Origin of the sequence: Aquibium carbonis (genome assembly GCF_003970795.1) — a bacterium.
Taxonomy (GTDB): domain Bacteria; phylum Pseudomonadota; class Alphaproteobacteria; order Rhizobiales; family Rhizobiaceae; genus Aquibium; species Aquibium carbonis.
This window is the reverse complement of record NZ_RWKW01000051.1, coordinates 73,664-97,947: the sequence shown is the minus strand read 5'-3', so window position 1 is coordinate 97,947 and position 24,284 is coordinate 73,664. Positions and strand designations below refer to the sequence as shown.

Sequence of the window (24,284 nt, the reverse complement as noted above, 5' to 3'; positions counted from 1 at the left end):
CCCGGGGGATTTTTTTTGACCAAAACACCCAAAAACACCCAACCAACAACGCAAGCCAAACCTATCGGCGGCGGTCCCGCTCTGATACCTACCGCCTTTGCCAATGGCTCATGCGCGCAAGGCGAGGCCCATGAACGACCAGACCAGCGACGCGGCACCGGATGCCTCACGGCCGAAACGCGGCAGCGGCGTGTCGACGGTCCATGCGACCCTGAAGAGGGAGATCCTGGAGCTGACGATCGCGCCCGGCAGCGCCATCGACGAGGTTGCGCTGACCGAACGCTTCGGCATGTCGCGAACGCCGATCCGCGAGGCGCTGGTCAAGCTCGCGGGGGAGGGGCTGGTCGTCACGCTGCCCAACCGGGGCACGGTCGTGGCGCCGATCGACGTCCTCGACCTGCCGCAGTTCTTCGATGCGCTCACCTTGATGTACCGGGTGACGACGCGGCTGGCCGCCGCCCACCGCCGCGACGGCGAGCTCGCCGGCATCCGCGCCCACCAGGCGGCCTACGCGGATGCGGTGTCGAAGCGCGACGTGGCGGCGATGATCGAGGTCAACCGCGACTTCCACGCCGCGATCGCGCGGGCCGGCCGCAACGGCTACTACGCGGAACTGTTCGAACGGCTGCTCGACGAAGGCCGTCGATTGCTGCGCTATTATTACTCCTCCTTCGACGACGACCTGCCGCTCGCCTTTCTCGACGAGCACGAGGAGATGATCGCCGCGATCGAGGCGAGGGACGTCGCGCGGGCCGACCGCGTCGCCAAGGCGCATGCCGACCAGATCGTTCGCCAGATACAGGCCTACGTCTCCAGGGACACGCGGATCAACGCCGACCTGCCGCTTTGAGGCATCGCGGCTTCTTGTATATTCGTTGTCGACAAGACGGGCGCCTTGCGGTAGGAAGGGCTGGCGCGCTGGATGTCGCGCGGGAGAAACGATGATGACGAGCAGTATCTTCACCGGAACCATACCGGCCCTGATGACGCCGTGCACGGCCGATCGCCAGCCCGATTTCGACGCGCTCGTCCGCAAGGCGAAGGACCTCGTCGAAGCCGGCATGTCCGCCGTCGTCTATTGCGGTTCCATGGGCGACTGGCCGCTGCTCACCGACGAGCAGCGCATGGAAGGCGTTACCCGGCTCGTCGAGGCCGGTGTCCCGACTGTGGTCGGCACCGGCGCCGTCAACACCAGGCAGGCGGTGGCCCATGCGGCGCACGCCGCCCGCGTCGGCGCCCAAGGCCTGATGGTGATCCCGCGCGTCCTGTCGCGGGGAAACTCGCCCATCGCCCAGAAGGCGCATTTCAAGGCCGTGCTGTCGGCGGCGCCGGACCTTCCGGCCGTGATCTACAACAGCCCCTATTACGGTTTCGCCACCCGCGCCGACCTGTTCTTCGCGCTGCGCGCCGAGCACCCGAACCTGATCGGCTTCAAGGAGTTCGGCGGCGCCGCCGATCTGCGCTACGCCGCCGAAAACATCACCTCGCAGAGCCCGGACGTCACCTTGATGGTCGGCGTCGACACCAATGTCTTCCACGGCTACGTCAATTGCGGCGCCACCGGCGCCATCACCGGCATCGGCAATGCGCTGCCGCGCGAGGTGCTGCATCTGGTCTCGCTCTGCCAGAAGGCCGCCAGGGGCGATGCCCGCGCTCGGGCGCGGGCGCTCGAACTGGAACAGGCGCTGGGCGTGCTGTCCTCCTTCGACGAGGGGCCGGACCTCGTGCTCTTCTACAAGCACCTGATGGTTCTGAACGGCGACGTCGAATACACGCTGCACTTCAACGAGACCGACGCGCTGACCGATTCCCAGCGCCACTATGCCGAGGCGCAATATGCGCTCTTCCGCGCCTGGTATTCGGACTGGGTCGAGACGGCCGGCGGCTGAGCCGACCCGCATCGTTGCAACGGAAGAGAGCGCGGCGGCGGCCGCGCTCTCTTTTTGCGTTCGGGCGCGGTCAGCGGCCGAAAGGCATTCGCAGCGTCAGGCCGAAGGCGACGTCGGCATCGCCATCTGCAAAGCTCGTCTCGACGCTGGCGTCGAAGGCCAGCCCCGATGCCGTCTTGCGCGTGAACGAGGCGCCGAGGCCGAAGGCCGTCCGGTCGAGATCCGCGCCGGAGGCGAAGCGCAGCGTCTGGTTCTCGAAGGCGGCCGAGATCAGGTCGGCCGACCCTGTATGGTGCGTGACATGGGCAAAGCCGCGCAGCGTGGTCTCCGGATCGATCGAGTAGGGCACGCCGATTTCCAGCCGGGCATAGCCGGCCGTCGTGTCGCGATCGCCGATCGAGGTGTCGAGGTTCGACATCGTGTAGCCGTCCACGGCGTGGCGGCTCAGTCCGCCTTCGGCGGCGAAGTCGAGGCCGAAGCCACCGGGCGCTGCCTGGATCAGCGCGTAGGAGGCGCGTGCCGCGATGCCGAGGAGCGTGCCGTCGGCGCCGTCCGATCCCGCCAGTTCGTCCCCGTCGGTCACGCCGGCGAAGGCGGTCGCCTGCAGGTCGAAGGGGCCGCCTTCGGCGAGATCGAAACGCAGGCCGGCGATCCAGGCCTGGAGGTCGCCGGCCTTGGCGAAGGCGCCGTAGGCGCCCAGTGCATGGCCGCCGACCGCGAAATCATAGCCGATCACGCCGCCGAGATAGGTGCGATCCCCGTCGCCGAGCGACGCGCCGCGGCCGGCGGTCCACAAACCGCGCCCGCCCGGCGCCGTCAGCACCGTGCGCGACAGGTTGAACGCCAGATCCTGCGCGTCGCGGTCGCCCGCGCCGAGCGCGACGGGGTCCATGAGGATGATGGCCGACGATCCGACGAAGGACGGGCCGGCCGTCGTCACGGTTTCGATCGCGGAGCCGATGTCGAGACGCTCGAGCTTGACGTAGTTGACGATCAGGGTGTCGTTGCCGCCGCCCATCTCGATCAGCCCGACGATGCGCGAGCCTTCGTTGAGGATCACGACGTCGTCGCCGAGCCCGAGATTGAGCGCGGTTCCGCCAAGGCCGATCAGCGTGCCATGGTTGACGATGGTCTGCGCGCCCTCGTCGTCGGGCACGATGCCGTCATCCGAGTGGGTGTTGATGGCGATGGCGCCGCGGATCGTGCCGTAGTTGACCACCAGCGATGCATCGGTCGAGTAGTCGAAGTCGATGCCGTCCTCGTTTCCGAGCGACTCGATGAGCCCGTAATTGATCACCGTGCCGGAATCGAGATCCACGCCGTCCTGGTCGCCGGTCGAGGTAATGCGGCCATAATTGGTGATCATGGCGTTGCGGGCGGCGTTGATGCCGTCATCGCCGCCTTCGATGATGCCGTAGTTCTCGATCGTGACGTTGTCGGCATTGGCGTTGATCGCTTCGCCGTCGGCGCTGATCACGCCCGTCGCGGTGTTGATGATCGTGGAATTCGCCTCCACCTGGACGCCGTCGTCGATGCCGGTGATCGTGCCGCTGTTCTCGATGCGCGCACCGCTCTCCACGTTGATGCCGTCGCGGACATTGCCGGTGATCGTGCCCGAATTGATGACGGTGACGTTTGTCGTGCCGGAAATGCCGTGGTCGCCGCCGGTGATCGTGCCGTCCGTCCCGTTGACGATCGTCGAGTTCCCCTCGACCTGGACGCCGTCGTCGACGCCGGTGATCGTGCCGCTGTTCTCGATGCGGGCGCCGCCCTCCACGTTGATGCCGTCGCGGACGTTGCCGGTGATCGTGCCCGAATTGATGGCGGTGACGTTGGTCGTGCCGGACAGGCCGTGGTCGCCGCCCGTGATGGCGCCGTCGTTCTCGACCCGGCTGCCGCTGCCCACCTGCACGCCTTCGTCGCTGCCGGTGATGGTGCCGCTGTTGGTCACCAGCGCGTTGCTTCCAAGGTTGATGCCGTCGTCTTCCGACGACCCGCCCGTGATCGTGCCGTTGTTGGTCACGGTGGCATTGGCGCCGCCCTGGATCGCGTGCTGGCTGTTCGAGCGGATGGTGCCGTCATTGGTGATCGTCACGCCGTCGCGGAAGCGGAAGGCCCGTCCGGAGCCGCCATTGACGTCGGCACCTTCCTCGACGGTGATCGTCGCATCGTCGAGGCTGGTGTTCTCGATGCCGACGCCCGATCCGCTGCAGGTCACGCTCGCGCCGTTCGCAGGGCTCGACGGCGAACAGGCCTGGGCCGCAGCCGAGCCGGGATAGGACACGCCCCAGGCGAGCGCCGAAGCAGCTGTGCTGAGCAGCAGGAAGCGGGTAAGAGCTTTACGCGACACGGAAAATCCCTTTCTGGCAGGTCAATCCCTCGTCGCGTATCGGCTCCTTGTAACAATCATGTGAAAACGCGCGCCGGTTGAGGCGCCGGCCGCCTCGCCGCTACTCCACCCTCTTGCCGATGATGAACTTGCGCTTTTCGAGTTCGCGGAAATAGGTCGGCACGTCGAAATAGGCCTCGGGCGCGAAGACGCCGGGCCGCATCGGCTGCGACAGGATCAGCTGCGCGGCGATCGACCCGTTCATCGAGGTGCAGGCGTCGACATAGGGCTTGTAGAGATCGTCCGGCTTGACGATCACCTCCACGGTGGCGGTCCGCTCCCGGCCGTCCTTGCGACCCTTGCCGATGGCGAAGTGGATCTCGTGGCTGTCCTGCTCGGGAATGTTCTGCGCGTTCTCGCGCATGTTGCGCTCGATCACCTTGTTCAGGACGTCGAGCGGGCTGACCTTCTGTCCGCCGATCTCCACCGGCCGGTCGAAATCGCCGAATCCGGCCTTCACGAGCCCCACCCAGGCCTCGTGCTCCCGGTGCGGCAGGTGCAGCTTCCAGGAAAACTCCTTGATGCCCTTCTCGCGGATGCCGTCCGCCAGCGGCACGGTGAGCTGTTCGGAATGTGGCGAGTGCATGAATTCGCAACGTCCCCAGGGCTCCGGCAGGTCGAGAAACTCGCGCCCGCTCATCGGCGGGCAGGTGACGTGCCTGCCGTCGTAGAACTGCGTGCTCTCATGCGCATATTCGGCAAGCACCGTGGAGACGCTGTATGGCGGCACGAGGACGGGGTTCTCTTCGCCCACCAGTTCGGCCGCCCAGTAGAGCTTGATGGAATCGATCTCGTCCAACTCGTCGGCGACGGCCCGGCAGATCACGTTCGACATGCCCGGATCGGCCCCCGCGCCGATGACGGCCGTCACGCCCGCAGCCTGGAACCGCTCGTGCTCGGCCATCTGCTTGACCGTATAGGTGCCGAGCCCGCCCAGATCGACATAGGCGACCTTGGCGGCGAGCGCCGCCTCGAAGATGCGCATCTGGTAGCCGAGCAGGGTCGGAACGCAGTTGATGCAGATGCTGGAGCCGGCGATCGCCGCCTGCAGCGCCGCCGGGGTTGCCACGTCGAGGTCGACCAGCTCGATGCGCGGATCGCCGAGTTCGGCGGCCAGCGCCTCCATCTTCTCGCGCGAGGCGTCGCACACGCGCACCCGGGTGATGTCGACGATGGCGCGGTCGGAAACCAGGTCGCGGACGATGCCCGCGCCCATGTAGCCGGCGCCGCCGAGAAGGGTGATGATCATGGGGTCGTTCCTGAATTTGTGGAGTTCCAAGGGCGATGTCAGACGTGCTTGCGGCCGCCGGCCTCGTAGAACCAGTCGTCTGGATAGGGGTACCACCAGCCTTGCACGACGGGCTTGTGGTCGATGATGACCATCTTCGACCGCCGGAACGTGTCGAGCCCGAGCCGCGAGAGTTCGCGGCCGATGCCGGACTTCTTCCAGCCGCCGAAGGGCAGGGCGTCGTTGTCGATCAGCGGGTTGTTCACCCAGACCATGCCCGCCTCCAGCCTTTCGGCCGCTTCCATCGCCTCCTCGAGCGAGGTGGTGAAGACCGAGGCGCCCAGGCCGAACTCGCTGGCATTGGCCATGTCGATCGCCTCGTCGAAATCCTTCACCCGGCAGACGGCGGCGACCGGGCCGAAGCATTCCTCCTTCAGGATGTCCATGTCAGGCGTGCAGCCGGTCAGGATGGTCGGCTCGTAGAACCAGCCGACCGGCTCGCTCGCGGGCACGCGGCCGCCGACGACCGCGGTGGCGCCCTTCGCCTTGGCGTCCTCGACGAGACGGATCACCTTGTCGCGCGCGGCCTTCGAAACCAGCGGCCCGATCTCGGCCTTCGACAACCCGTTGCCGACCCGCAGTCGTCGCGTCTCGGCCGCGAAGCGCTCGATGAAGGCATCGTGGACCTCGTCGACGACGAAGAACCGCTCCGCCGACGTGCAGACCTGCCCCGACATGTGGAAGGCCGCCGTCACCGCGCCCGCCGCCGCGACGTCGAGCGGAGCGTTTCTCGAAATGATCATCGGGTCCGATCCGCCGGCCTCGATCACCGCCGGCTTCATCTCGCCGGCCGCGGCCATCGCGACGGCCCGGCCCGCCGCCACCGAGCCGGTGAAGGCGACGGCATGCGTGCGGGGCGAGTGGATCAGCGCCTGCCCGACATCCACGCCGCCCGGCAGGCAGGCGATCAGTCCTTCGGGCAGGTCGGCGAAGACCTCCATGAAGATCAGCGTCGACAGCGTCGTGGCGAGTGCCGGCTTGATCACGCAGCCATTGCCCGAGGCGAGCGACGCGGCCACCGTCCAGCACATCAAGAGGATCGGGAAGTTGAACGGCATGATGTGCACCGACACGCCGAGCGGCTCGTAACGCGCGAACTGGAACGATCCCGCCTGCGTCGTGCCGGCAATCTTGCCGGCCTCGTCGCGCGCCATCTCGGCGAAGTAGCGGAAGGCGCCGGCGCAGTTCGCCACCTCGCCGATCGCCTCCGGATAGGGCTTTCCCATCTCCCGCGACATGGTCTCGGCACAGAAGCGCATGTCGGTCGCCTCGATGCGATTGGCGATCCGATGCAGGATCGTCGCGCGGCTCTTGGCGTCGAGCTTCGCCCAGGCCTTCTGCGCCCTGCTTGCGGCCGCCAGCACCGCCTCGATCTCGGCGGCGCTCGTTTCCGCGATGTGGCCGACGGTCGCCAGCGTCGCCGGGTCGATGACGGGCATCGCCGGGCCTGACGAGGCGCGGTAGCCGCCCTCGGCGAAGTGATACGGCTTGCTCAGATCGAAGCGCATGGGCTTGTCCTCGTTCGTCTGTCGTCGCCGGCTCGCTGTCGCGAACCGAAGACCGTTCCTGGCCGGGCCGCGCTTCAGCGGATCATGTAGACCTTCTTCACCGTCTCGTGGACGGTGCAGACGCCCTTCCAGTCCTGCGGGAAGAAGGCCGCGGTGTCGGGCGTGATCTCGATCACCTCGCCGGATTCGTGCACATAGGTGCAGCGGCCTTCGAGGAAGTGGCAGAACTCGTCGCGGGTCACGTGGCACTCCCATTTGCCGGGCGTGCAGACCCACAATCCGCATTCGGAGCGGCCCTCCGGACCCTTGTGGATCAGAAGGCCCGAGGTGCGGCTCTCGCCCTCGATCATGGTGGGGATCACGCCCCAGTCCTTGAGGTCCGTCTGCTCGAGCGGCTTGCGCATCAGCGGTGTGGCGGTCATGTCGTTGTCCTCGGATTGCGCCGGCGCTCAGGCCAGCATGTAGATGTTGCGCATGGTCTCGATGACCGTGCATTCGCCCGTCCAGCCGGCGGGAAACATCACCGCCGTGCCGGGGCCGACCTCGATCGTCTCGCCATCGTCGGAGCGGTAGACCGCCTTGCCCGACACGAAATGGCAGAACTCGTCGCGCGGGATCGACAGCCGCCAGCGGCCGGGGGTGCAGACCCAGATGCCGGTTTCGGGCTGGTTGTTCGGTCCCTTGAACAGCAGCCGCCCCGACGATGCCGAGGCGCCCTCGATCGCGTCGGACTGGACGCCCCAGTCGACGAGGTCGTCGAAGGTCGTGGCGCCGTGGATGTGCGGCGCGGTGGATTTCAGCGTCTCGGTCACGTCACGCACCCGCCGTGACGATGCCGTCGAGGATCGCGGCGGCCTTCTTCGGCCCGTTCTGCGACTGCATGTGCGCCGAGGTGGCGGCGAGCCTGGCCTTCATCGCGGGGTCGTTGATGCAGGCGTCGAGCTTGGCGGCGAGGTCGGCGTCGGTCCAGTCGTAGCGCGGCATCTTGAAGCCGTGGCCGATCTCGTCGACGCGGGTGGCGTTGTCGTGCCCGTCCCAGACATAGGGCATGATGATCGCGGGCTTGCCGAAATAGAGGCACTCGGTGAAGGAGTTGTTGCCGCCGTGGTGGATCACCGCGTCGACCTGCGGGATCACCGAAGGCTGGGGAAACCAGCTCTCGATGACGACGTTGCCAGGCAGATCCTCGTAGCTCGCCTTGTAGTCGCCGACATTGACCAGCGCCCGGTAGGGCAGGGTGCCGATCGTGGCGATGATGCGCTTCAGGAGCTCCGTGTCGCCGGCGCCCAGGCTGCCGAAGGAAACGTAGATGAGCGGCTTGTCGTTCTTCTCGGCGAAGGTCGGCACCTCGTAGGGCTTCTCGGTTCGCACGCAGCCTTCGAGATACTGGAACTGCTTCGGATCGAGCGGATGTTCACGCTCGAACTTCACCGCCTCGGGATAGAGCAGCAGGTTCATCGTCGGCGACGCCTCGAAGAACTGGCCGAGCGGATAGGCCGCTTCGCCGGTCGAGGCCAGGAACGCGTTGAAATCGTCGTGGATCGGCTTGATCACCTCGTTGAAGCGGGCCCGGTAGGCGTCGTGGCAGGCGAAGTCCTTGGCCCCGCAGCCCGAAAGGTGCGGCGGGATCTTCGGATCCTCGATCTCGTTTTCCGAACACGAGATGATGCGCACCCACGGCTTGCCGTACTGCTTGATCGCGGGGAACAGGATCACGTTGTCGACGCAGATCAGGTCCGGCTTGATCGTGTCCAGCACGCCGGGCAGGTCCTTCTGCGCCCATTTCGCTGTGTCGACGATCGCCGTCCAGCAGTCCTTCACGTAATTGTCGATCTGGTCGTAGGGGCTCTTGCGGAAATTGGGGATGTGGCCGTTGATGAAGTCCTCCCAGAACTTCGCCATCTGCTCGGGCGGCATCGGTGCCGACAGGTTCACCGGGTGCGCCTCGAAGCCATAGCCTTCGTAGACCGCCACGAAGCCGGGGTCGGACAGGAACACGGCCTTGTGGCCGAGCGCCTGCACCGCCTGCGCGATGCCGACGGAATTGAGCGCCGGCCCGAAAGCCGCCTCGGGAAAGAATGCGATGGTCTTCGACATGGGGGTCTCCTCTTTCGGCTCAGGCGGGGAAGAACTTGCAGCGGTCGGGCGCGATCGAAAGCCGGATCGGCTCGCCGATCGCGTGGCCGGCCTCGATGCGCGCGGGTACGCGCACCTGCAGGGGTGTTTCGCAGGCGTCGATCGCCACGTGCAGCACGCGGTCGAGGCCGTGATAGGCCATGTCGGTGATGCGCCCGGCGATGCCGTGTCCGCCGCCATGGTCGATCGCCACGTCCTCCGGCCGGATGGCGAGCGCGGTCGGCCCGGCCGCGATGCCCGGCACGGGCAGGCGCATGCCCTCGGCGGTGAAATGACCGTCCGCGCCGATCCCGCCCTCGATGAAGTTCATGACGCCGATGAAGTTGGCGACGAAGCGGTCGGTCGGGCTCTCGTAGACGTCTTCGGGCGAGCCGCACTGCAACAGCTGGCCGTCCTTCAGGATCGCCATCCGGTCGGCCATGACCAGCGCTTCCTCCTGGTCGTGCGTGACGATGATGAAGGTGATGCCCACATCGTGCTGCAGGCGCTTGAGCTCGAGCTGCATGCGTTCGCGCAGCTTCTTGTCGAGCGCGCCGAGCGGTTCGTCCAGCAAGAGCACCTTCGGCCGCTTCACCAGGGCGCGCGCCAGCGCCACGCGCTGCTTCTGGCCGCCGGACAGTTGCTCGGGCTTGCGGTCCGCAAACCCGGTCAGGTCGGTCACCGCCATGATCTCGTCGACGCGGGCGCGCACCTCCGCGCGGGGCAGCCGTTCCATCTCCAGCCCGTAGGCGATGTTGCGCACGACGCTCATGTGCGGGAACAGCGCGTAGGACTGGAACATCAGGTTGAGCGGGCGCCGCTCCGGTTTCAGGCTGGAGATGTCCTTCCCTTCGAGAAGAATGCGTCCGCTGCTCGGCATTTCGAAGCCGGCGAGCATGCGCAGCAGCGTGGATTTTCCGCAGCCCGACGGGCCGAGCAGCGCGAAGAACTCGTTGCGGCGAATGTCGAGGGACACCCCGTCCACGGCACGCACCGGCCCGAAATCCTTCGACAGGGTCTCGATGCGCAGGATCGCATCCTCGATGGTCGTCGGCGCGTCGGTCATCGCAACTGGTCTTTGTTGAGCCATTGCGACAGGAGCAGCGCGGCGGCGCTGACGCTCATGACGATGGTGGCGAGGGCATTGATTTCCGGGGTGATGCCGAAGCGGATCATCGAGTAGATCTGCATCGGCAGCGTGATGGACGAGCGTCCGGCCCCCGATGTGAAGAAGGCGATGATGAACTCGTCGATCGACAGCGTGAAGGCGAGCAGCGCGCCGGCCACGATCGCCGGCATCAGCACCGGGAAGGTGATGCGCCAGAAGGTGGTCCAGGGCGAGGCGCCCAGATCGCGGGAGGCTTCCACGATCGAATAGTCGAAATGCTTCAGCCGCGCCCGCACGATGGAGCAGACGAAGGCGAGATCGAAGATGACGTGGCTGATGATGATCGTGTGCAGGCCGAGCGTGACGTCGAGCCGCGAGAAGAACGACAGCAGCGCCACCGCCAGCACGATGTCGGGAATGACCATGGGCGCGAAGACCAGCGCTTCCAGGCCGTTGCTCGCCCGACGCCGCGTCTCGATGCCGATGGCGAGCAGCGTCCCGAGCACGGTCGAGATCACGGTCGCGAAGATGGCGACGATCAGCGTGTTCCAGGCCGCGCCGAGAATGTTGGCGTTGCCGAGCAGCGCGCCGTACCATTTCGTCGAGAAGCCGGACCAGACGGTGGGCAGGCCCGCCTCGTTGAACGACAGCCCGACGAGCACGGCGATGGGCAGATAGAGGAAGCCGAAGACGACGATCAGCGTCGCCCGGCCACCGGCGTTCTGGCGCGTGAAGCCCATCATCGTTCGGCCTCCCGCACCGTTCCGGCCGCGCGGTTGGTGGCGCGCGCCTGCAGCGTCAGAAGCACGATCATGATGGCGATCAGGATCATGCCCAGCGCGGCGCCGAAGGGCCAGTCATTGGCGGTGAGGAACTGGTCGTAGACCAGGTTGCCGATCATCTGGAACCGGCCGCCGCCGAGCAGGGCGGGCGTCACGAAATTGCCGATCGACAGCACGAAGACGAAGACGCCGCCCGCCGCCACGCCGGGTAGGGTCAGCGGCAGCGTCACACGAAGGAAGGTGCGGATCGGCCCCGCGCCGAGGTCGCGCGACGCCTCGATCAGGCTCATGTCGAGCCGCGACAGGCTGGAATAGATCGCCAGGATCACGAAGGGCAGGTAGTTGTAGACGAGCCCGGTGATCACCGCGCCCTCGCTGTAGAGCATCGACAGCGGCTCGCCTTCGTAGCCGCCCCAGCGCAGCACGTTGTTGATCAGGCCTTCGCGGTTGAGCAGCACGATCCACGCATAGGTGCGGATCAGGTAGTTGCTCCAGAACGGCAGCACGGCGAAGAACAGCAGGAGCGGCTGCCTCGATTTCGGCGCGCGGCTGATGGCGTAGGCCGCCGGATAGGCAATCAGGATGGCCAGCAGCGTCACGGTGGCCGCGATCCGTGCCGAGTTCAGGAAGATGCGCGCATAGAGCGGGTCGAACACCCGTTCGAAGTTTTCGAGCGTGAAGGTGTAGACCACGCCGCCCCAGGTGCCGCGCTCGAAGAAGGCATAGCCGAGGATCAGGAGACACGGCGCAACCATGAACGCGAGCAGCCAGGCGATGGCCGGCGCGGCGAGCAGGTTTGGTCGTGTGGCCTGGAAGGACAAGAAGATGCCTGTTGCATGCTTGCGGCGGGCCGACCGGCCACGAGGCCGGTGTCGATCGCGCTTCCCGCAAGTCCACCGGGATGGGAGACGGGGAGGGCGCTGGCGCGCTCTCCCCGTCCTGTTCGTCGGATCGGGGCTCGGTTGTCGCCCCGCCTCGTCAGTTCGCGGCCTTGATCTCGCTGACGGCGCGCGAGTAGAGGCGCTGGGCGTCGCCCAGGTCGCGCATCAGCTCGTAGCCGGTCAGTTCCGCCGGCGTCATGCCCATGTTCGGATACTGCTCGGCAAGCGCGGGATCGAGGCTGTCCATGGCCGCCTTGTTCGGCACCTTGTAGAGGATGTTCTCGGCCGCCCAGGCGTGGTTCTCCGCGTCGAGCACGAAGTTCAGGAATTTCATCGCGTTGTCGGTGTTGTCGCCGTTCTTCATCACCACCATCGTGTCGACCCACAGGTCCGAGCCTTCCGACGGCACCACGAACTTGATGTCGGCATTCTCGGCGATGCCGTAGTTGCACCAGCCGTCCCAGGCATGCACGAGCGAGGCTTCGCCCGAGACGAGCTTGGCGTAGAAGGTCGTGTCGTCATAGGCGAGAAGCGTCTTCTTGGCCTCGATCAGCAAGGCCTTCGCCGCATCGATCTTGGCCGGATCGCTCTCGTTGACCGACGATCCCTCGGCGAGCAGGCCGGCGCCCATCAGCCAGCGATCGGTCGCCAGCATGGTGATCTTGCCCTTCAGCGCGTCCGCCGGCTTCAGCATCGCCATCCAGCTGTCGGGCGTCCCTTCGACGAGGTCCGAACGGTAGCAAAGGCCCGTCGTGCCCCAGGCGTATGGCACGGCGAAACTCGTGCCGGGATCGTAGGCGAGGGCGGCCGCCTCCGGATAGAGGTTGGCGAGGTTCGGCACCGCGGCCTTGTCGATCTCGGCCAGCAGACCCTGCTTGTTCAGGATCTCGGCAAAGGGCGATGAGACGAAGACCACGTCGTAGCCCTTGCCCTGGCTCGCCATCAGCTTGCCCATGATTTCTTCGTTGGTGGCGTGGTTGACGATCTCGACATCGAGGCCCGTCGCGGCCTTGAAGGTCTCGGCGATGTCGGGCGCCATGTAGCCGTCCCAGTTGGAGATGACCAGGTCGGCGGCCGATGCGCTCTGCGCGACGCCGAGCATGGCTGCTGCGGTCGCCAGGCGGATGGCCCGGCTCCTGGTTACGGACCCTTTCGTCGGTGTCACGGGGATTCTCCTCATGTTGATGTTCCAGCCTCTGGATGGACGCTCGTCGCTTTCTGCGATCTTCTCGGTCGGGCAGGATTGTATTGTTTTCGAAAAAAATACGTCAATAGCGGAATCGGGCTCCCCGACTCTTTTTCGATCGCCTCGACACATCCCTTGCCAATCCGGCCACGCGGTCGCATTCTTCGGGCTTCGTGTGAACCAGGGTCGCTCATGTCCGACACAGGCAAACCCAACAGGCGTCATGTCGAATTGGCGCAAAAAATACTGGATTTGGCCACCGAGCGCGGGATGGTGTCCGGCGAGCGGCTGATCGAGCAGTCGATCGCGACGCTCTGCAACGTCTCGCGGACCCCCGTTCGCAAGGCGCTTCAGGTGCTGGCAGAGCAAGGGCTGGTATCGCCCGATGCCGAGGGCGGCTATCGCCTCGCCATCGACCCGGCGATGGTGCCGGGCCTCGATCTCGAGCCCAGCGCGCAGGCCGAGGACGAGGTGCACGCCGCGATCCTGCGCGATCTGGCCGCCGGCCGCATCGAGGAAACCCAGACGGTCGCGGCCTTGCAGCGTCGCTATGGCGAAGGGCGGCTGGCGGTGCAGAACGCGCTTCTGCGGCTGTCCGAGGACGGGCTGGCCGAGCGTGGCGCCGGCCAGCAATGGACCCTCAAGCAGTTCGCGATCAGTTCGGACGCGGCGGCGGCGAGCTACGAGTTCAGGCTCGCCACCGAGCCCGTGGCGCTCGCCATGCCGGATTTCCGCCGCGACGCGACCGCGATCCTGTCGCTGCGCCAGTCGATGCTGGCCCTGCGGCGGATGGACGAGGACAGCTTCAACCGCAGGCTCTTCGACCGAACCGATTTCGATTTCCACCTCCTCGTGGCCAAGAGCTGCGGCAACCCGTTCATGGGGGAGGCCCTGGTCAACCACCACCGGCGCCGCCGCGCCGCGCCGTCCGGCCACGTCTCGACCTGGCGGCTGATGCAGTCGAACATCGAACATCTCCAGATGCTGGAGCACATCGAGCGTGGCCAGATGAACCTTGCCGCCGATCTGATGCGCGTGCATATCCAGCTCTCGCAATCCCAGCGCCCGCGTCTGGCCGGCCGTGGCGTTCCCCCCGCCTTCAAGATCGTCGCGCGCTGACAAGCGAGCAGGAACCGCATGACCGCATCCAGGACCATCGCCCTGTTTCCCGAAGCGAGCTTCGGCGCGGCGCTGAACTGCGTCGGCATCGCGCAGGAACTGCGGCGCATGGGCGCGCGGCCGGTCTTCATCTGCCATCCGGGGTTCAGCGGCGTGTTCGCGGAGTACGGTTTTGCCGAGTACCAGCTCGGCGGCGGCACCGAGAGCACCACCGACTGGACCGGCTTCATCGCGCGCCACCAGAGCGCGTTCCGCCAGTCGCCGGACCGCCAGCTCGACAGCTATGTCGGGCCGACCTGGGATGCGATCGTCGACACCGCGATCGCCGTCGAAATGCCGCTGCGCCAGCTCCTGTCCAGCCTGAAACCCGACGGCATCGTGCTCGACAACGTGGTCATGTTTCCGGCCATCGCCAATGCGGGCGTGCCCTGGATCCGCGTCATCTCCTGCGCCGAGACCGAATTGCCCGACCCGAACGTGCCGCCCTACCTGTCGGGCCTCGGGCTGGCGGACCGCGATCGCTGGGCCGACTTCGCCCGCCGCTACGAGGCGGTGACGGCGCCCGCGCACAAGCGGTTTTCGGCGTTCCTCACCGAATGCGGGCTCGTCCCGCCGCCGGCGGCGAGCTTCCTCGACCCGTCGCCCTGGCTCAACCTCCTGCTGGCGCCGCAGATCATCCGCCATGATCGCGCGGTGCCGCTCGATCCCGAGCGCTTCGTCTTTCTCGACGGCTGCGTGCGCCAGGAAGCGGACTACCAGCCGCCGCGCTTTGCCACCCGCAACGACGCGCCGCTGGTCCTGACCAGTTTCGGTTCGCTGGGGGCGATGGATGTCGGCCTGACGAAACGGATGATCGAGGTCTTCGCCGACCTGCCGTGCCGCTTCCTCGTCAATGGCGGGCCATGGAGCGACGAGTATTCGTCGGTGCCCGACAACGTCTATGTCGGCAGCTGGTTTCCGCAGCCATCGGTCGTCGCCCAGTCCAGCCTCTTCATCCACCATGGCGGCAACAATTCCTTTTGCGAGGCGCTCACCTTCGGTGTGCCCTCGCTCGTCATGCCCTATTGCTGGGACGGTCACGACAATGCCCGCCGCGCCGACGAGACCGGCGTCGGGCGGGCGCTCGACCGCTACCGCTGGGAGCCTGACGGCCTTGCCGAGGCGATCCGATCGCTGCTCGCGGATGACGCGATGAAGGCGCGCCTGCAACGGAATGCCGTCGGCATGCAGGCGCACAAGGGCGCCAGGCGCGCGGCCAAGGGTATTCTGGATGCGGTGAACCGCGCCGACGCACCGCGCCGCGCGGTGGGGTGACGAAAGAGGAGAAGGCAATGCGAGACAGGCTCTTCATCGATGGCGCATGGGTGGCGCCGGTGCGCGGCGGCAGCTTCCCGGTGATCGACCCGGCGACCGAAGAGGTCTTCGCACACGCGCCGGCCGGAACCGCCGAGGACATCGACCGTGCCGTGAAGGCCGCGCGCCGCGCTTTCGACGAGGGGCCGTGGCCGAGGATGTCGGGCAGGGAGCGCGCCGCCGTCCTGCGCCGCATCGCCGACGGCGTGACCGCCCGCCAGGACGAGCTCGCCCGCCTCGAGGTGCGCGACAACGGCAAGCCGTTGCCCGAGGCGCTGTGGGACATCGGCGACGTCGCCGGCTGCTTTTCCTATTATGCGGGCCTCGCCGAGACGCTCGACGAGGACCCGGAAGAGATCGTCCCGCTCGGCGACGATCGCTTCTCCACGAAGGTGGTGCGCGAGCCGGTCGGTGTCGCCGGCGCCATCGTGCCCTGGAACTACCCGTTGTTGATGGCCGCGTGGAAGGTTGCCCCGGCGCTGGCGGCGGGCTGCACCATGGTGCTGAAACCCTCCGAGCTCACGCCGCTGGCTGCGCTGGAGCTTGGCGCCATCGTGGCCGAGGCCGGCCTGCCGGCCGGCGTCTTGAACATCGTCACCGGCACCGGTCCCGATGCCGGCCAGCCGCTGACGGAGCATCCGGGCGTCGACAAGCTCGCCTTCACCGGGTCTGTGCCGACGGGCTCGAAGGTGATGATGGCGGCGGCGCGCGACATCAAGGCCGTGTCGCTCGAACTCGGCGGCAAGTCGCCCTTCGTCGTCTTTGCCGATGCCGACATCGAGGCGGCCGTCGAATGGATCATGTTCGGCATCTTCTGGAACCAGGGCCAGGTCTGCTCCGCCACCTCGCGCGTGCTGGTCGAGGCGAGCCTCTATCCCGCGCTGCTCGAGCGCCTGGTTGCGGAAGCGGCGAAGATCCGCATCGGCAACGGCATGGACGAGGGCACGCTGCTCGGCCCGCTGGTGTCGAAGGGTCAGTACGACAAGGTGCTCGCCGCCATCGAGCGCGGCCGGGCCGAAGGCGCGACGGTGGCCGGCGGCGGGCGCCGGCCCGCCGGGTTGAACACCGGCTACTTCCTCGAACCGACGATCCTGACCGACATGAGCGAGGATTCCTTCGTCTGGCGCGAGGAAATCTTCGGGCCGGTGGTCTGCGTGAAACCCTTCGGGGACGAGGCCGACGCGGTGCGCCTGGCCAACGACAGCCGCTTCGGGCTGGCCGCGGCGGTCATGTCGAAGGATCGCGCGCGCTGCGAACGTGTCGCCCGCGCCTTCCGCGCCGGCATCGTCTGGATCAACTGCTCGCAGCCCACCTTCACCGAAGCGCCGTGGGGCGGCTACAAGCAGTCGGGCATTGGCCGCGAGCTCGGCCGCTGGGGCCTGTCGAACTATCTCGAGGTCAAGCAGATCACCGCCTACGAGACCGAGCAACCCTGGGGCTGGTACATCAGGTAGCGGGCGGCCGGGCGCGCCCGGCGTCAGGCCTGCGGCCGTCGCCGCCACGCACGAAAAACCCGCGCGAGGAGACCCCGCGCGGGCGCGTTTCGAGCGAAAGCCTCGGCTACTTCGCCATGTCCGCCTTGATCGCGGTGACCTCGTCCGCGCTCACCTGGCCGATGGTCGTCACCTCGCCGTTCTGGATGCGCCAGAGCCGGAACGGGCCGGTGATGTCGCCGTACTCGTCGAAGGACACCGGACCGATCACGCCTTCATACTTGATCGGCTTGCCGTCCTTGATCAGGCCCAGCGCCTTGGCGAACTCGTCCTTGCCTGCATGGATCGGCTCGCCGTCCTCGGCCACCACCTGCGGGATCGCCGCCTTGATGGCCGCGGATTCGGCCTTGCCGGCCTTGGCGATGGCCAGCGCCACGATCGCGCCCGCGTCGTAGGAGCGGTCGGCTGCCGGCGCGCTCGGCTTGATCGAGCCGGAGAAGCCTTCGAAGTTCTCGTAGAAGTACTTCGTCGACGCCGTCTCCGCCGTGCCGGACGAGGTGCCGTAGGCGTCGTTCAGATATTGCGCGCCGACGGCCTCGATGAAGTCCGAGGAGTTCATGCCGTCGTTGAGCAGGAATTTCTGCGGCCCGCCATTGGAGATCCAGGCGCGGGCGATCGTGGCGCCGTCCACCGGATAGGAGACGAGGTAGAGCGCGTCAGGCTCGCCGGCCATCGCCGCGTTGGCCTCGGCGGTGTAGCTCGACTGCTTGTCGTTGTAGGCCGTCACCGAGGTGATCGTCCCGCCCATCTTCTCGAAGGCCGCCGAAAACTCCTTCACCATGTTCACGCCGAAGTCGTTGTTGACGTGGATGATGGCGAGCTTCCCGAGACCCTGGTCGAGCGCATACTTCGCCGCCGCGGTGCCCTGCAGGGCGTCCGAGGTGATGGTGCGGAAGAACATGCCGTTGGTCTTGCCGTCGCGGCCGAGCTGGGTCAGCGTCGGCGAGGACGAGGCGGGCGACACCTGCACGACGTTCGCCGGTGCGGTGACCGACGTCAGGATCGGGATCGACACCGACGAGATGATGCCGCCGATGATCACCGGCACCTTGGTGATGTTGACGAGCTGTGTCGCCTGGTCCACGGCGACGTTGCCCTGGCTCTGGCTGTCGCGCGTGTCCGTGACCAGCTTGCAGCCGTCCACGCCGCCCGCGTCGTTGAAGTCGCGGAACGCCATTTCGACCGCCTTGGCGCCGGCCTGGCCATAGGCTCCGGCGGGGCCGGTCAGTTCCATGACGATGCCCACGGTGATGTCGCAGTCGGCGGCCGTGGCGGGCAGGATGGCCGAACCGATGGCGGCGAGCACGGTGCCCGATAGAAGTAGCTTACGCATTTTGTTCTCCCTCTTTTTTGACTGGCGCCGTGGCGCCTTACGCGGATTCGGCTGTTTGTACCGGACGCCCGACTCGCCGAATGGTCAGGCAGCCCCCTTGTTGAGGTTGTATTTCATGATCGATCCGTGCCGCCCGGTGCGGTCGCGTTCGAGCGTGTAGACGTCGCCCTCCAGCGGCAGGGCGGTCGACACCGCATGGTCGATCTCGGCCAGGTCCCGCGGTGTCAGCGACAGGTCCGAGATCGCCAGGTTAGCGGCGAGGTGCGACCGGTTGCGCGCGCCGACGATGACCCCCGCCACGCCCGGCCGCGTCAGCATGGCGGCGCTCGCCACGGTGGCGATGTCGCTGCCATGACGGTCGGCAATCCCGCGCAGCGCCCGCAGCAGCGCCTGGAACCAGTCCCAGCCGCCGGCATCGTCGATGATCAGCTTGTATTTGGTCAGCGAGCGGTTTTCGAGCGGTTCGGCCGGCTCGGCTGCGCCCAGCCATCGGTCGGACAGGAAGCCGCCCGCCACCGTGCCGTAGCACAGAAGCGAGATGCCGCGTATAGCCGCCGCGGCGGTCATAGCCTTCTCCGGGCGCCGGTCGAGCAGGGAGTACTGCACCTGCATGGAGACGAGCGGAACCCCCGCGTCGGCGATCGCCGTCACATGCGCCGTGTCGAAATTCGTGCCGCCCAGATTGTCGATCTTGCCGGCCTGCCGCAGTTCGGCGAGCCAGCCGGCCACCTCGAGCCATTTCGGCGCGTCGTAGTCCCACCAGTGGAACTGCACGAGGTCGAGCCGCTCGATGCGCAGACGCTTCAGCGACTGGTCGATGATCGCCTCTACGTCCGCCTTGCGGATGCGATGCAGGAGATCGAGGTCGGGCACGCATTTGGTGTGCACGTGGACGGCCCTCAGCGCTTCCGCGCCGCGCAGGTCGCGATAGCGCATCCGGAACCGGCCGATCAGGTCTTCCACGCCGGTGTAGATGTCGGCGCAGTCGAAGGTGACGATGCCGCCATCGGCGAAGGCGACCATGTCCTCGACCGCCGTCGCGGCATCGATCGATCCGTGCCCGCCGGCCATCTGCCAGCCGCCGCGGATGACCCGCGAAATCACGTAGCCGGGCGCGAGTTCGAAGGACTGCATCATGGCCTCATTGATCGGGCAGCGGCACGAGGGTGGTTTCGGCGTGGCTGAACCGGCGCAGGCCGGTCCTCGAAATGCGCAGCCGCGTCGAACAGTTCGGGTCCGGGCAGGCGATGTCGGCGTCGGTCGTCATCCAGTCGTTTCGATGCGTCGGCCGCTGCTTGGCCGCCAGCAAGGGCAGGACGGAGGCCAGCGAATAGATCGAGATGCCCTGGCCGGGCGGCAGGTGCAGCATCTCGCCGCGAAGCTCGAAATGGTCCCCGACCTTCGCGCCGCACAGGATCGGCCCGCCCTCCGGCGCCACCACCTCGACGCGCAGGTCGTAGAGCTCGAAACTGTCGTCCCGCTGGTCAGCCATTGGCCGCCTTTCGCGCCCGCGCTTCTTCGTCCAGCCGCCCGCGGATCAGGTTGAAGGACTGGGTGATGTCGTCGGTCAGCGCCTTCGCTGCGGCCTTCTCGTCGCCGCGCTCCAGCGCCTCGATCAGTTCCCAGTGGTGGTGAACGGCCGAAAATTCGGGGTTGTCCTGATAGACCCGCGCCGCGACGCGAACGTAGGGACCCGATTGCAGCCACAGGCTCTCGACGATCGGCAGCAGCACCGCCGATCCCGCCGCCCCGTAGATCGCGAAATGGAAGGCGTGGTTCAGCTCCGACGTGGCCTGCGCCTTGTCCGGCGCGGTCCCGCCGAACGCGGCCTCGCAGGCGCGGGTCAGGTCGCGGATGCGGGCGAAGTCGGTCGCGGTCAGGTTGCCCATGGCCAGGCGCACGAGTTCGCCTTCCACCAGCGTGCGGGCGCGCGCCAGGTCGTCGAGCCGCTCGCGGTTGATGATCGGCACGCGCACCGAGCGGCTGGGAAGCGCTTCCAGGGCCTGTTCCGAAACCAGCCGGGCCAGCGCCTCGCGAACCGGCATCGTGCTGGTCTGCAAGGTGTCGGCCAGGTCCTGGATGCGCAGGATCTCACCGGCGTCGAACACGCCGTGGATCAGCGAGCCGCGCAGCTCCCGATAGACCCGTTCCTGCAGGGAATCGCGCACGACCGGACCGAGGACGCCGCGCGAGCCGCGGTCCTGTCCGCCATCCCGGCGGGCCGCAAGCGATAGGGGTCTGTCCGGTCTGCCGTCAGCCATGGAGCATGCCTCGTTCGGGCCGATCCCCATTTTCTATCTTGCGAGCCGGCGCGCGGTCAATATAGTTTGATCAAAGATCAGACATCGAAGATTTGTGATCATCGCGGGAAGCGGAGCGCATGCAGTCGTCGCACGACCCCATGAAGGCCTCGGCGGCGAAGGATGCGGCGGTGATCGAGGTCGCCGATGTCGTCAAGGCATTCGGGGGCCTGCGCGCGGTCGATGGAATGTCGCTCTCGTTGCGCGCTGGCGAGATGATCGCGCTGATCGGCCCGAACGGCGCCGGCAAGACGACGATGTTCAACCTGATCGCCGGCAGCCTGCGGCCCGACGCCGGTTCGATCCGCGTCGGTGGCGTCGACGTGGCCCGCGAAGGTCCAGACCGGCGCATCGGACGCGGCGTCGGCCGCACCTTTCAGATCCCGCGGCCTTTCGCCGAGATGTCCGTTCTGGAAAACGTGCTGACCGGCGCGCAGGCGCAGGCGGGCGAACGCCCGTGGATGAACTTCCTCGTCCCCGGCCGGATCGCGGCGCAGGAGAGGGCGGCCGTCGACCGGGCGCGCGAACTCCTGGACTTCGTGACCTTGAGCAGGCTCGAGCTGGAGCCGGCCCGGGTTCTGTCCGGCGGCCAGCGCAAGCTTCTCGAACTGGCGCGCATCCTGATGGCGGATCCCCGGGTGATCCTGCTCGACGAGCCGGCGGCCGGCGTCAATCCGGTGCTTCTCGAACTGCTGATCGACCGCATCGTCTCCCTCAATGCGGCGGGCAAGACGATCCTGCTCATCGAGCACAACATGGACATGGTCGCCAGGCTCTGCGGACGCGCGGTGGTCATGGCCGCCGGCAGGCTGCTCGCCGAAGGGCCGCCGGCGCAGATCGCCCGCGATCCGGCCGTCATCAGCGCCTACCTGGGAGACGTGGCATGAAGCCCGCCGCCGACGCGCCGGTCGTGCTGTCCACACATGGGCTCGTCTCGGGCTACGAGCGCGACCTTCCGATCATTCGCGGCGTCGACATGAAGGTCACCAAGGGCGAGTTCCTGCTCCTTCTTGGACCGAATGGAGCCGGCAAGTCGACGCTGGTCAAGACGATCGCCGGCCTCGTGCCTGTTCATGCCGGCACCATCGTGCAGGAGGGCGTCGACCTGACGTCGATGCCGCCGCATCTCAGGGTGCGTCACGGTCTCGCCTTCGTGCCGCAGACCGAAAACGTCTTCACGACGATGACCATCCACGAAAACCTGCTCGTGGCCGCGCAGATCCTGCCGAAGGCGAGCCGCGCGGGCCGCATCGCCGATCTCTATGCGATGTTCCCCGATCTCCTGCGCCTGAAGACCTTGCGCGCGGGGCAATTGTCCGGCGGCCAGCGGCAGATGCTCGCCGTCGCGCGCGCGCTGATCGTCGAGCCGTCCGTCCTGATCCTCGACGAGCCGTCCGCCGGTCTGGCGCCCAGGATCGTCCGGGAAGTCTTCGACAATCTGAAGGCGGTCAATGCCACCGGAGTGACGACCATCCTGGTGGAACAGAACGTCAAGGCGGCGCTCGCCATCGCCGACCGCGCCATCGTGCTGGTCGAGGGTCAGGTCCGGCTGGAAGGGGACGCGCATTCGCTCGGCGACGATGCGGTGATGGCCGAGCTCTATCTCGGCGCGAGGCATCCGTCGGCGGAGGCGCGCCCATGACGCCGCAGGTGCTGATGGATGGCCTGATTGCCGGCGCCATGATCGGGCTCGGCGCCATCGGGATCACGCTGACCTATTCGATCCTGCGCTTTTCCAACTTCGCGCATGGCGAGTTCCTGTCCTGGGGCGCCTATCTGGCGCTGGCGATCGCGAGCGGTCTCGGCTATCTGGCCGGCGGTCCGGCGAGCCCCATCGGTCCGTTTTCCTTCGGCTGGACGCTGCCGGTCGCCACGCTCCTTGGCATCGCGCTCACCGCCGGCCTCGCGCTGCTCGTCGACGCCTTGCTGTTCGGCCCGCTGCGCAACCGCGGCAGCGCCGTCATCATCCTGGTGATGGCGAGTTTCGGTGCCGCGCTGACCCTGCGCAGCCTGCTCGAGTTCATCTTCACCTCGAAGCCCGTCTATTTCACCAATGCGCTGCAGATCGCCCGGCCGCTCGGCGGCGGCCTCAGGGCGACGCCCGACCAGTTGCTGATGCTCGGGCTCGCCGTCGTCCTCGTGCTGGCGATCCACCTGCTTCTCACCCGCACGGCCATCGGCCGTTCGATGCGCGCGGTCAGCGAGAACCGCCAACTGGCCGGCGTCGCGGGCATCGACGTGCGCATGGTCATCCGCACCGTCTGGATATTCGGGGCGGGCCTTGCCTGCGTGGCCGGCGTCATGTCCGGCCTGCTCGTCCAGATCCGCCCGCAGATGGGGCTCGACCTGCTGCTGCCGCTGTTTGCGGCCGCCATCCTCGGCGGCATCGGCTCGGTGCCCGGCGCCATGATCGCGGGCCTCATCGTCGGCGTCGCCGAGGCGATGACGGTGCAGCTGATCGGCGCCGAATGGCGCGCCGCCGTCGCCTTCGTGATCCTCGTCGCGATCTTGCTTCTGCGCCCGCGCGGCCTGTTCGGGAGACCGGAATGATCGATCTTCTGAGCTATGGCGCCTTCTTCCTGTCGGTCGCGCTGAGCTACGCGATCATCTGTCTCGGCCTGAACGTGCAGTGGGGCCAGACCGGCCTGTTCAATGTCGGCATCGCCGGCTTCGTCGCCATCGGCGCCTATGTGTCCGCCCTCCTGACGACGCCGGAAACGGTTGACCATCTCGGAGGCTTCGGCCTGCCGATCATGGCCGGCTGGCTTGGGGCCGCCCTGGCGACCGGCTTCGCGACCTTCCTCATCGGCGCCCTCACGATCCGGCTGCGTGCCGATTATCTGGCGATCGCCACCTTCGGCGCCGCCGTCGCCATCCATCTGTGCATCCTCAACCTCCAGTCCGTCACCAGCGGCCCGTTCGGGATCGGCTTCATTCCGCGCCCCTTCGCAAATCTCGCCGACCGGCCGCTGGCCTTCAGCCTCGCCAATTTCGCGCTGCTCGCCGCCGTGGTCCTCGCGCTCTACCTCGCCCTCGAGCATCTGGCCCGCAGCCCGTGGGGCCGCGTCCTGCGCGCCATCCGGGAAGACGAACCGGCGGCGCTGGCGCTCGGCAAGAGCGCGGTGCGCTTTCGCCTCCAGGCCTTCGCGCTGGGCGGCGCCATCATGGGGCTCGCGGGCGCCACGCAGGCGCATTTCATCGGCTACATCGCCCCGGACAATTATCAGCCGATCCTGACCTTCCAGGTGTGGGCGATGCTGATCGTCGGCGGGTCCGGCAACAACCGTGGCGCGATCCTCGGCGCGGTGGTCGTTTGGGGCATCTGGGCATTGTCGGGCTCGGCCGTCGCCAGTCTCTTCCCGGCCGAACAGCAGGCACGCGCGGCCTCGCTCCAGATCGTCATGATCGGGCTGGCGCTCTGCGCCATCCTCTTGTGGCGCCCACGCGGCATCCTCGGCGAGGCACGGATCATGTCGCGGCACGTCCTGCGGCGCTCACCGCCCGCGACGCCATTGCCTTCAACACCAAGCGAGACCTGAC

The 24,284-nt window shown here is 67.2% G+C and carries 23 protein-coding genes; 9 read left to right on the top strand and 14 right to left on the bottom strand.

The genetic code is table 11. The features are described from left to right. Nucleotides 1–130 precede the first annotated feature (130 nt). A complete protein-coding gene (locus tag EJC49_RS14495; RefSeq protein ID WP_126700648.1) occupies nucleotides 131–850 on the top strand; it encodes a GntR family transcriptional regulator in 720 nt (239 codons plus the stop codon). Between the two features lie 94 nt (nucleotides 851–944). Continuing rightward, on the top strand, nucleotides 945–1,889 hold the full coding sequence (locus tag EJC49_RS14490; protein ID WP_126700647.1) for a dihydrodipicolinate synthase family protein: 945 nt from the start codon (nucleotides 945–947) through the stop codon (nucleotides 1,887–1,889). A 70-nt stretch (nucleotides 1,890–1,959) separates the two neighbouring features. Here EJC49_RS14490 and EJC49_RS14485 read toward each other — a convergent pair whose 3' ends face one another. From EJC49_RS14485 to EJC49_RS14440, 10 genes are all read right to left on the bottom strand, one after another. Beyond that, complete coding sequence (locus EJC49_RS14485; RefSeq protein ID WP_126700646.1) at nucleotides 1,960–4,239, bottom strand: beta strand repeat-containing protein; 2,280 nt, start codon at nucleotides 4,237–4,239, stop codon at nucleotides 1,960–1,962. A 100-nt stretch (nucleotides 4,240–4,339) separates the two neighbouring features. Further along, complete coding sequence (locus tag EJC49_RS14480; protein ID WP_126700645.1) at nucleotides 4,340–5,527, bottom strand: saccharopine dehydrogenase family protein; 1,188 nt, start codon at nucleotides 5,525–5,527, stop codon at nucleotides 4,340–4,342. 38 nt (nucleotides 5,528–5,565) lie between these two features. After that, a complete protein-coding gene (locus EJC49_RS14475; protein WP_126700644.1) occupies nucleotides 5,566–7,074 on the bottom strand; it encodes an aldehyde dehydrogenase family protein in 1,509 nt (502 codons plus the stop codon). Between the two features lie 74 nt (nucleotides 7,075–7,148). Further along, nucleotides 7,149–7,496: a cupin domain-containing protein gene (locus tag EJC49_RS14470; RefSeq protein WP_126700643.1), complete on the bottom strand. Its 348-nt coding sequence runs from the start codon at nucleotides 7,494–7,496 to the stop codon at nucleotides 7,149–7,151. A gap of 27 nt (nucleotides 7,497–7,523) precedes the next feature. After that, complete coding sequence (locus EJC49_RS14465; RefSeq protein WP_245453405.1) at nucleotides 7,524–7,886, bottom strand: cupin domain-containing protein; 363 nt, start codon at nucleotides 7,884–7,886, stop codon at nucleotides 7,524–7,526. A 1-nt stretch (nucleotide 7,887) separates the two neighbouring features. Next, the gene (locus EJC49_RS14460) at nucleotides 7,888–9,171 is read right to left on the bottom strand and encodes a nucleotide disphospho-sugar-binding domain-containing protein (RefSeq protein WP_126700642.1); all 1,284 of its coding nucleotides are present in this window, start codon (nucleotides 9,169–9,171) and stop codon (nucleotides 7,888–7,890) included. 19 nt (nucleotides 9,172–9,190) lie between these two features. Continuing rightward, nucleotides 9,191–10,255 carry an ABC transporter ATP-binding protein gene (locus EJC49_RS14455; protein ID WP_126700641.1) on the bottom strand — a complete coding sequence of 355 codons (1,065 nt, stop codon included), beginning with the start codon at nucleotides 10,253–10,255 and terminating at the stop codon, nucleotides 9,191–9,193. Then, nucleotides 10,252–11,040, bottom strand: a complete 789-nt coding sequence (locus tag EJC49_RS14450; RefSeq protein ID WP_126700640.1) for an ABC transporter permease — start codon at nucleotides 11,038–11,040, stop codon at nucleotides 10,252–10,254. Before EJC49_RS14450 ends, EJC49_RS14455 begins: the two co-directional genes overlap by 4 nt. Continuing rightward, on the bottom strand, nucleotides 11,037–11,834 hold the full coding sequence (locus EJC49_RS14445) for an ABC transporter permease (RefSeq protein ID WP_126700656.1): 798 nt from the start codon (nucleotides 11,832–11,834) through the stop codon (nucleotides 11,037–11,039). Before EJC49_RS14445 ends, EJC49_RS14450 begins: the two co-directional genes overlap by 4 nt. Nucleotides 11,835–12,057: 223 nt before the next feature. Continuing rightward, nucleotides 12,058–13,125, bottom strand: coding sequence for a polyamine ABC transporter substrate-binding protein (locus EJC49_RS14440; protein ID WP_245453404.1), 1,068 nt, complete (start codon nucleotides 13,123–13,125; stop codon nucleotides 12,058–12,060). Between the two features lie 213 nt (nucleotides 13,126–13,338). On the opposite strand from EJC49_RS14440, the gene EJC49_RS14435 reads away from it, so the two are divergent. The 3 genes from EJC49_RS14435 to EJC49_RS14425 are packed head-to-tail and all read left to right on the top strand — an operon-like array spanning nucleotide 13,339 to nucleotide 17,072. Next, nucleotides 13,339–14,265, top strand: a complete 927-nt coding sequence (locus tag EJC49_RS14435) for a GntR family transcriptional regulator (RefSeq protein ID WP_126700638.1) — start codon at nucleotides 13,339–13,341, stop codon at nucleotides 14,263–14,265. Between the two features lie 18 nt (nucleotides 14,266–14,283). Further along, nucleotides 14,284–15,579, top strand: a complete 1,296-nt coding sequence (locus EJC49_RS14430) for a nucleotide disphospho-sugar-binding domain-containing protein (protein WP_126700637.1) — start codon at nucleotides 14,284–14,286, stop codon at nucleotides 15,577–15,579. Nucleotides 15,580–15,596: 17 nt separating this feature from the next. Continuing rightward, entirely contained in the window at nucleotides 15,597–17,072 is a 1,476-nt protein-coding gene (locus EJC49_RS14425; protein ID WP_126700636.1) for an aldehyde dehydrogenase family protein, read from the top strand. A gap of 106 nt (nucleotides 17,073–17,178) precedes the next feature. Here the strand turns inward: EJC49_RS14425 and EJC49_RS14420 are convergent, their stop codons facing one another. From EJC49_RS14420 to EJC49_RS14405, 4 genes are all read right to left on the bottom strand, one after another. Then, nucleotides 17,179–18,444: an ABC transporter substrate-binding protein gene (locus EJC49_RS14420; RefSeq protein WP_126700635.1), complete on the bottom strand. Its 1,266-nt coding sequence runs from the start codon at nucleotides 18,442–18,444 to the stop codon at nucleotides 17,179–17,181. A gap of 84 nt (nucleotides 18,445–18,528) precedes the next feature. Continuing rightward, nucleotides 18,529–19,578, bottom strand: a complete 1,050-nt coding sequence (locus EJC49_RS14415) for an aldo/keto reductase (protein ID WP_126700655.1) — start codon at nucleotides 19,576–19,578, stop codon at nucleotides 18,529–18,531. 7 nt (nucleotides 19,579–19,585) lie between these two features. Then, nucleotides 19,586–19,936 carry a TIGR04076 family protein gene (locus tag EJC49_RS14410; RefSeq protein ID WP_126700634.1) on the bottom strand — a complete coding sequence of 117 codons (351 nt, stop codon included), beginning with the start codon at nucleotides 19,934–19,936 and terminating at the stop codon, nucleotides 19,586–19,588. After that, a complete protein-coding gene (locus EJC49_RS14405; RefSeq protein ID WP_126700633.1) occupies nucleotides 19,929–20,705 on the bottom strand; it encodes a GntR family transcriptional regulator in 777 nt (258 codons plus the stop codon). Before EJC49_RS14405 ends, EJC49_RS14410 begins: the two co-directional genes overlap by 8 nt. Nucleotides 20,706–20,824: 119 nt before the next feature. Between EJC49_RS14405 and EJC49_RS14400 the strand changes: the two genes are divergently transcribed. Genes EJC49_RS14400 through EJC49_RS14385 form a run of 4 tightly spaced genes read left to right on the top strand, consistent with a single transcriptional unit; the run spans nucleotide 20,825 to nucleotide 24,283 of the window. Beyond that, nucleotides 20,825–21,631 carry an ABC transporter ATP-binding protein gene (locus EJC49_RS14400; protein ID WP_126700632.1) on the top strand — a complete coding sequence of 269 codons (807 nt, stop codon included), beginning with the start codon at nucleotides 20,825–20,827 and terminating at the stop codon, nucleotides 21,629–21,631. Then, nucleotides 21,628–22,386 carry a branched-chain amino acid ABC transporter ATP-binding protein gene (locus EJC49_RS14395; protein WP_126700631.1) on the top strand — a complete coding sequence of 253 codons (759 nt, stop codon included), beginning with the start codon at nucleotides 21,628–21,630 and terminating at the stop codon, nucleotides 22,384–22,386. The genes EJC49_RS14400 and EJC49_RS14395 overlap by 4 nt, the downstream gene beginning before the upstream one ends. Further along, nucleotides 22,383–23,294: a branched-chain amino acid ABC transporter permease gene (locus EJC49_RS14390; protein WP_126700630.1), complete on the top strand. Its 912-nt coding sequence runs from the start codon at nucleotides 22,383–22,385 to the stop codon at nucleotides 23,292–23,294. Before EJC49_RS14395 ends, EJC49_RS14390 begins: the two co-directional genes overlap by 4 nt. Further along, nucleotides 23,291–24,283: a branched-chain amino acid ABC transporter permease gene (locus EJC49_RS14385; RefSeq protein ID WP_126700629.1), complete on the top strand. Its 993-nt coding sequence runs from the start codon at nucleotides 23,291–23,293 to the stop codon at nucleotides 24,281–24,283. Before EJC49_RS14390 ends, EJC49_RS14385 begins: the two co-directional genes overlap by 4 nt. Nucleotide 24,284: the final 1 nt, after the last annotated feature.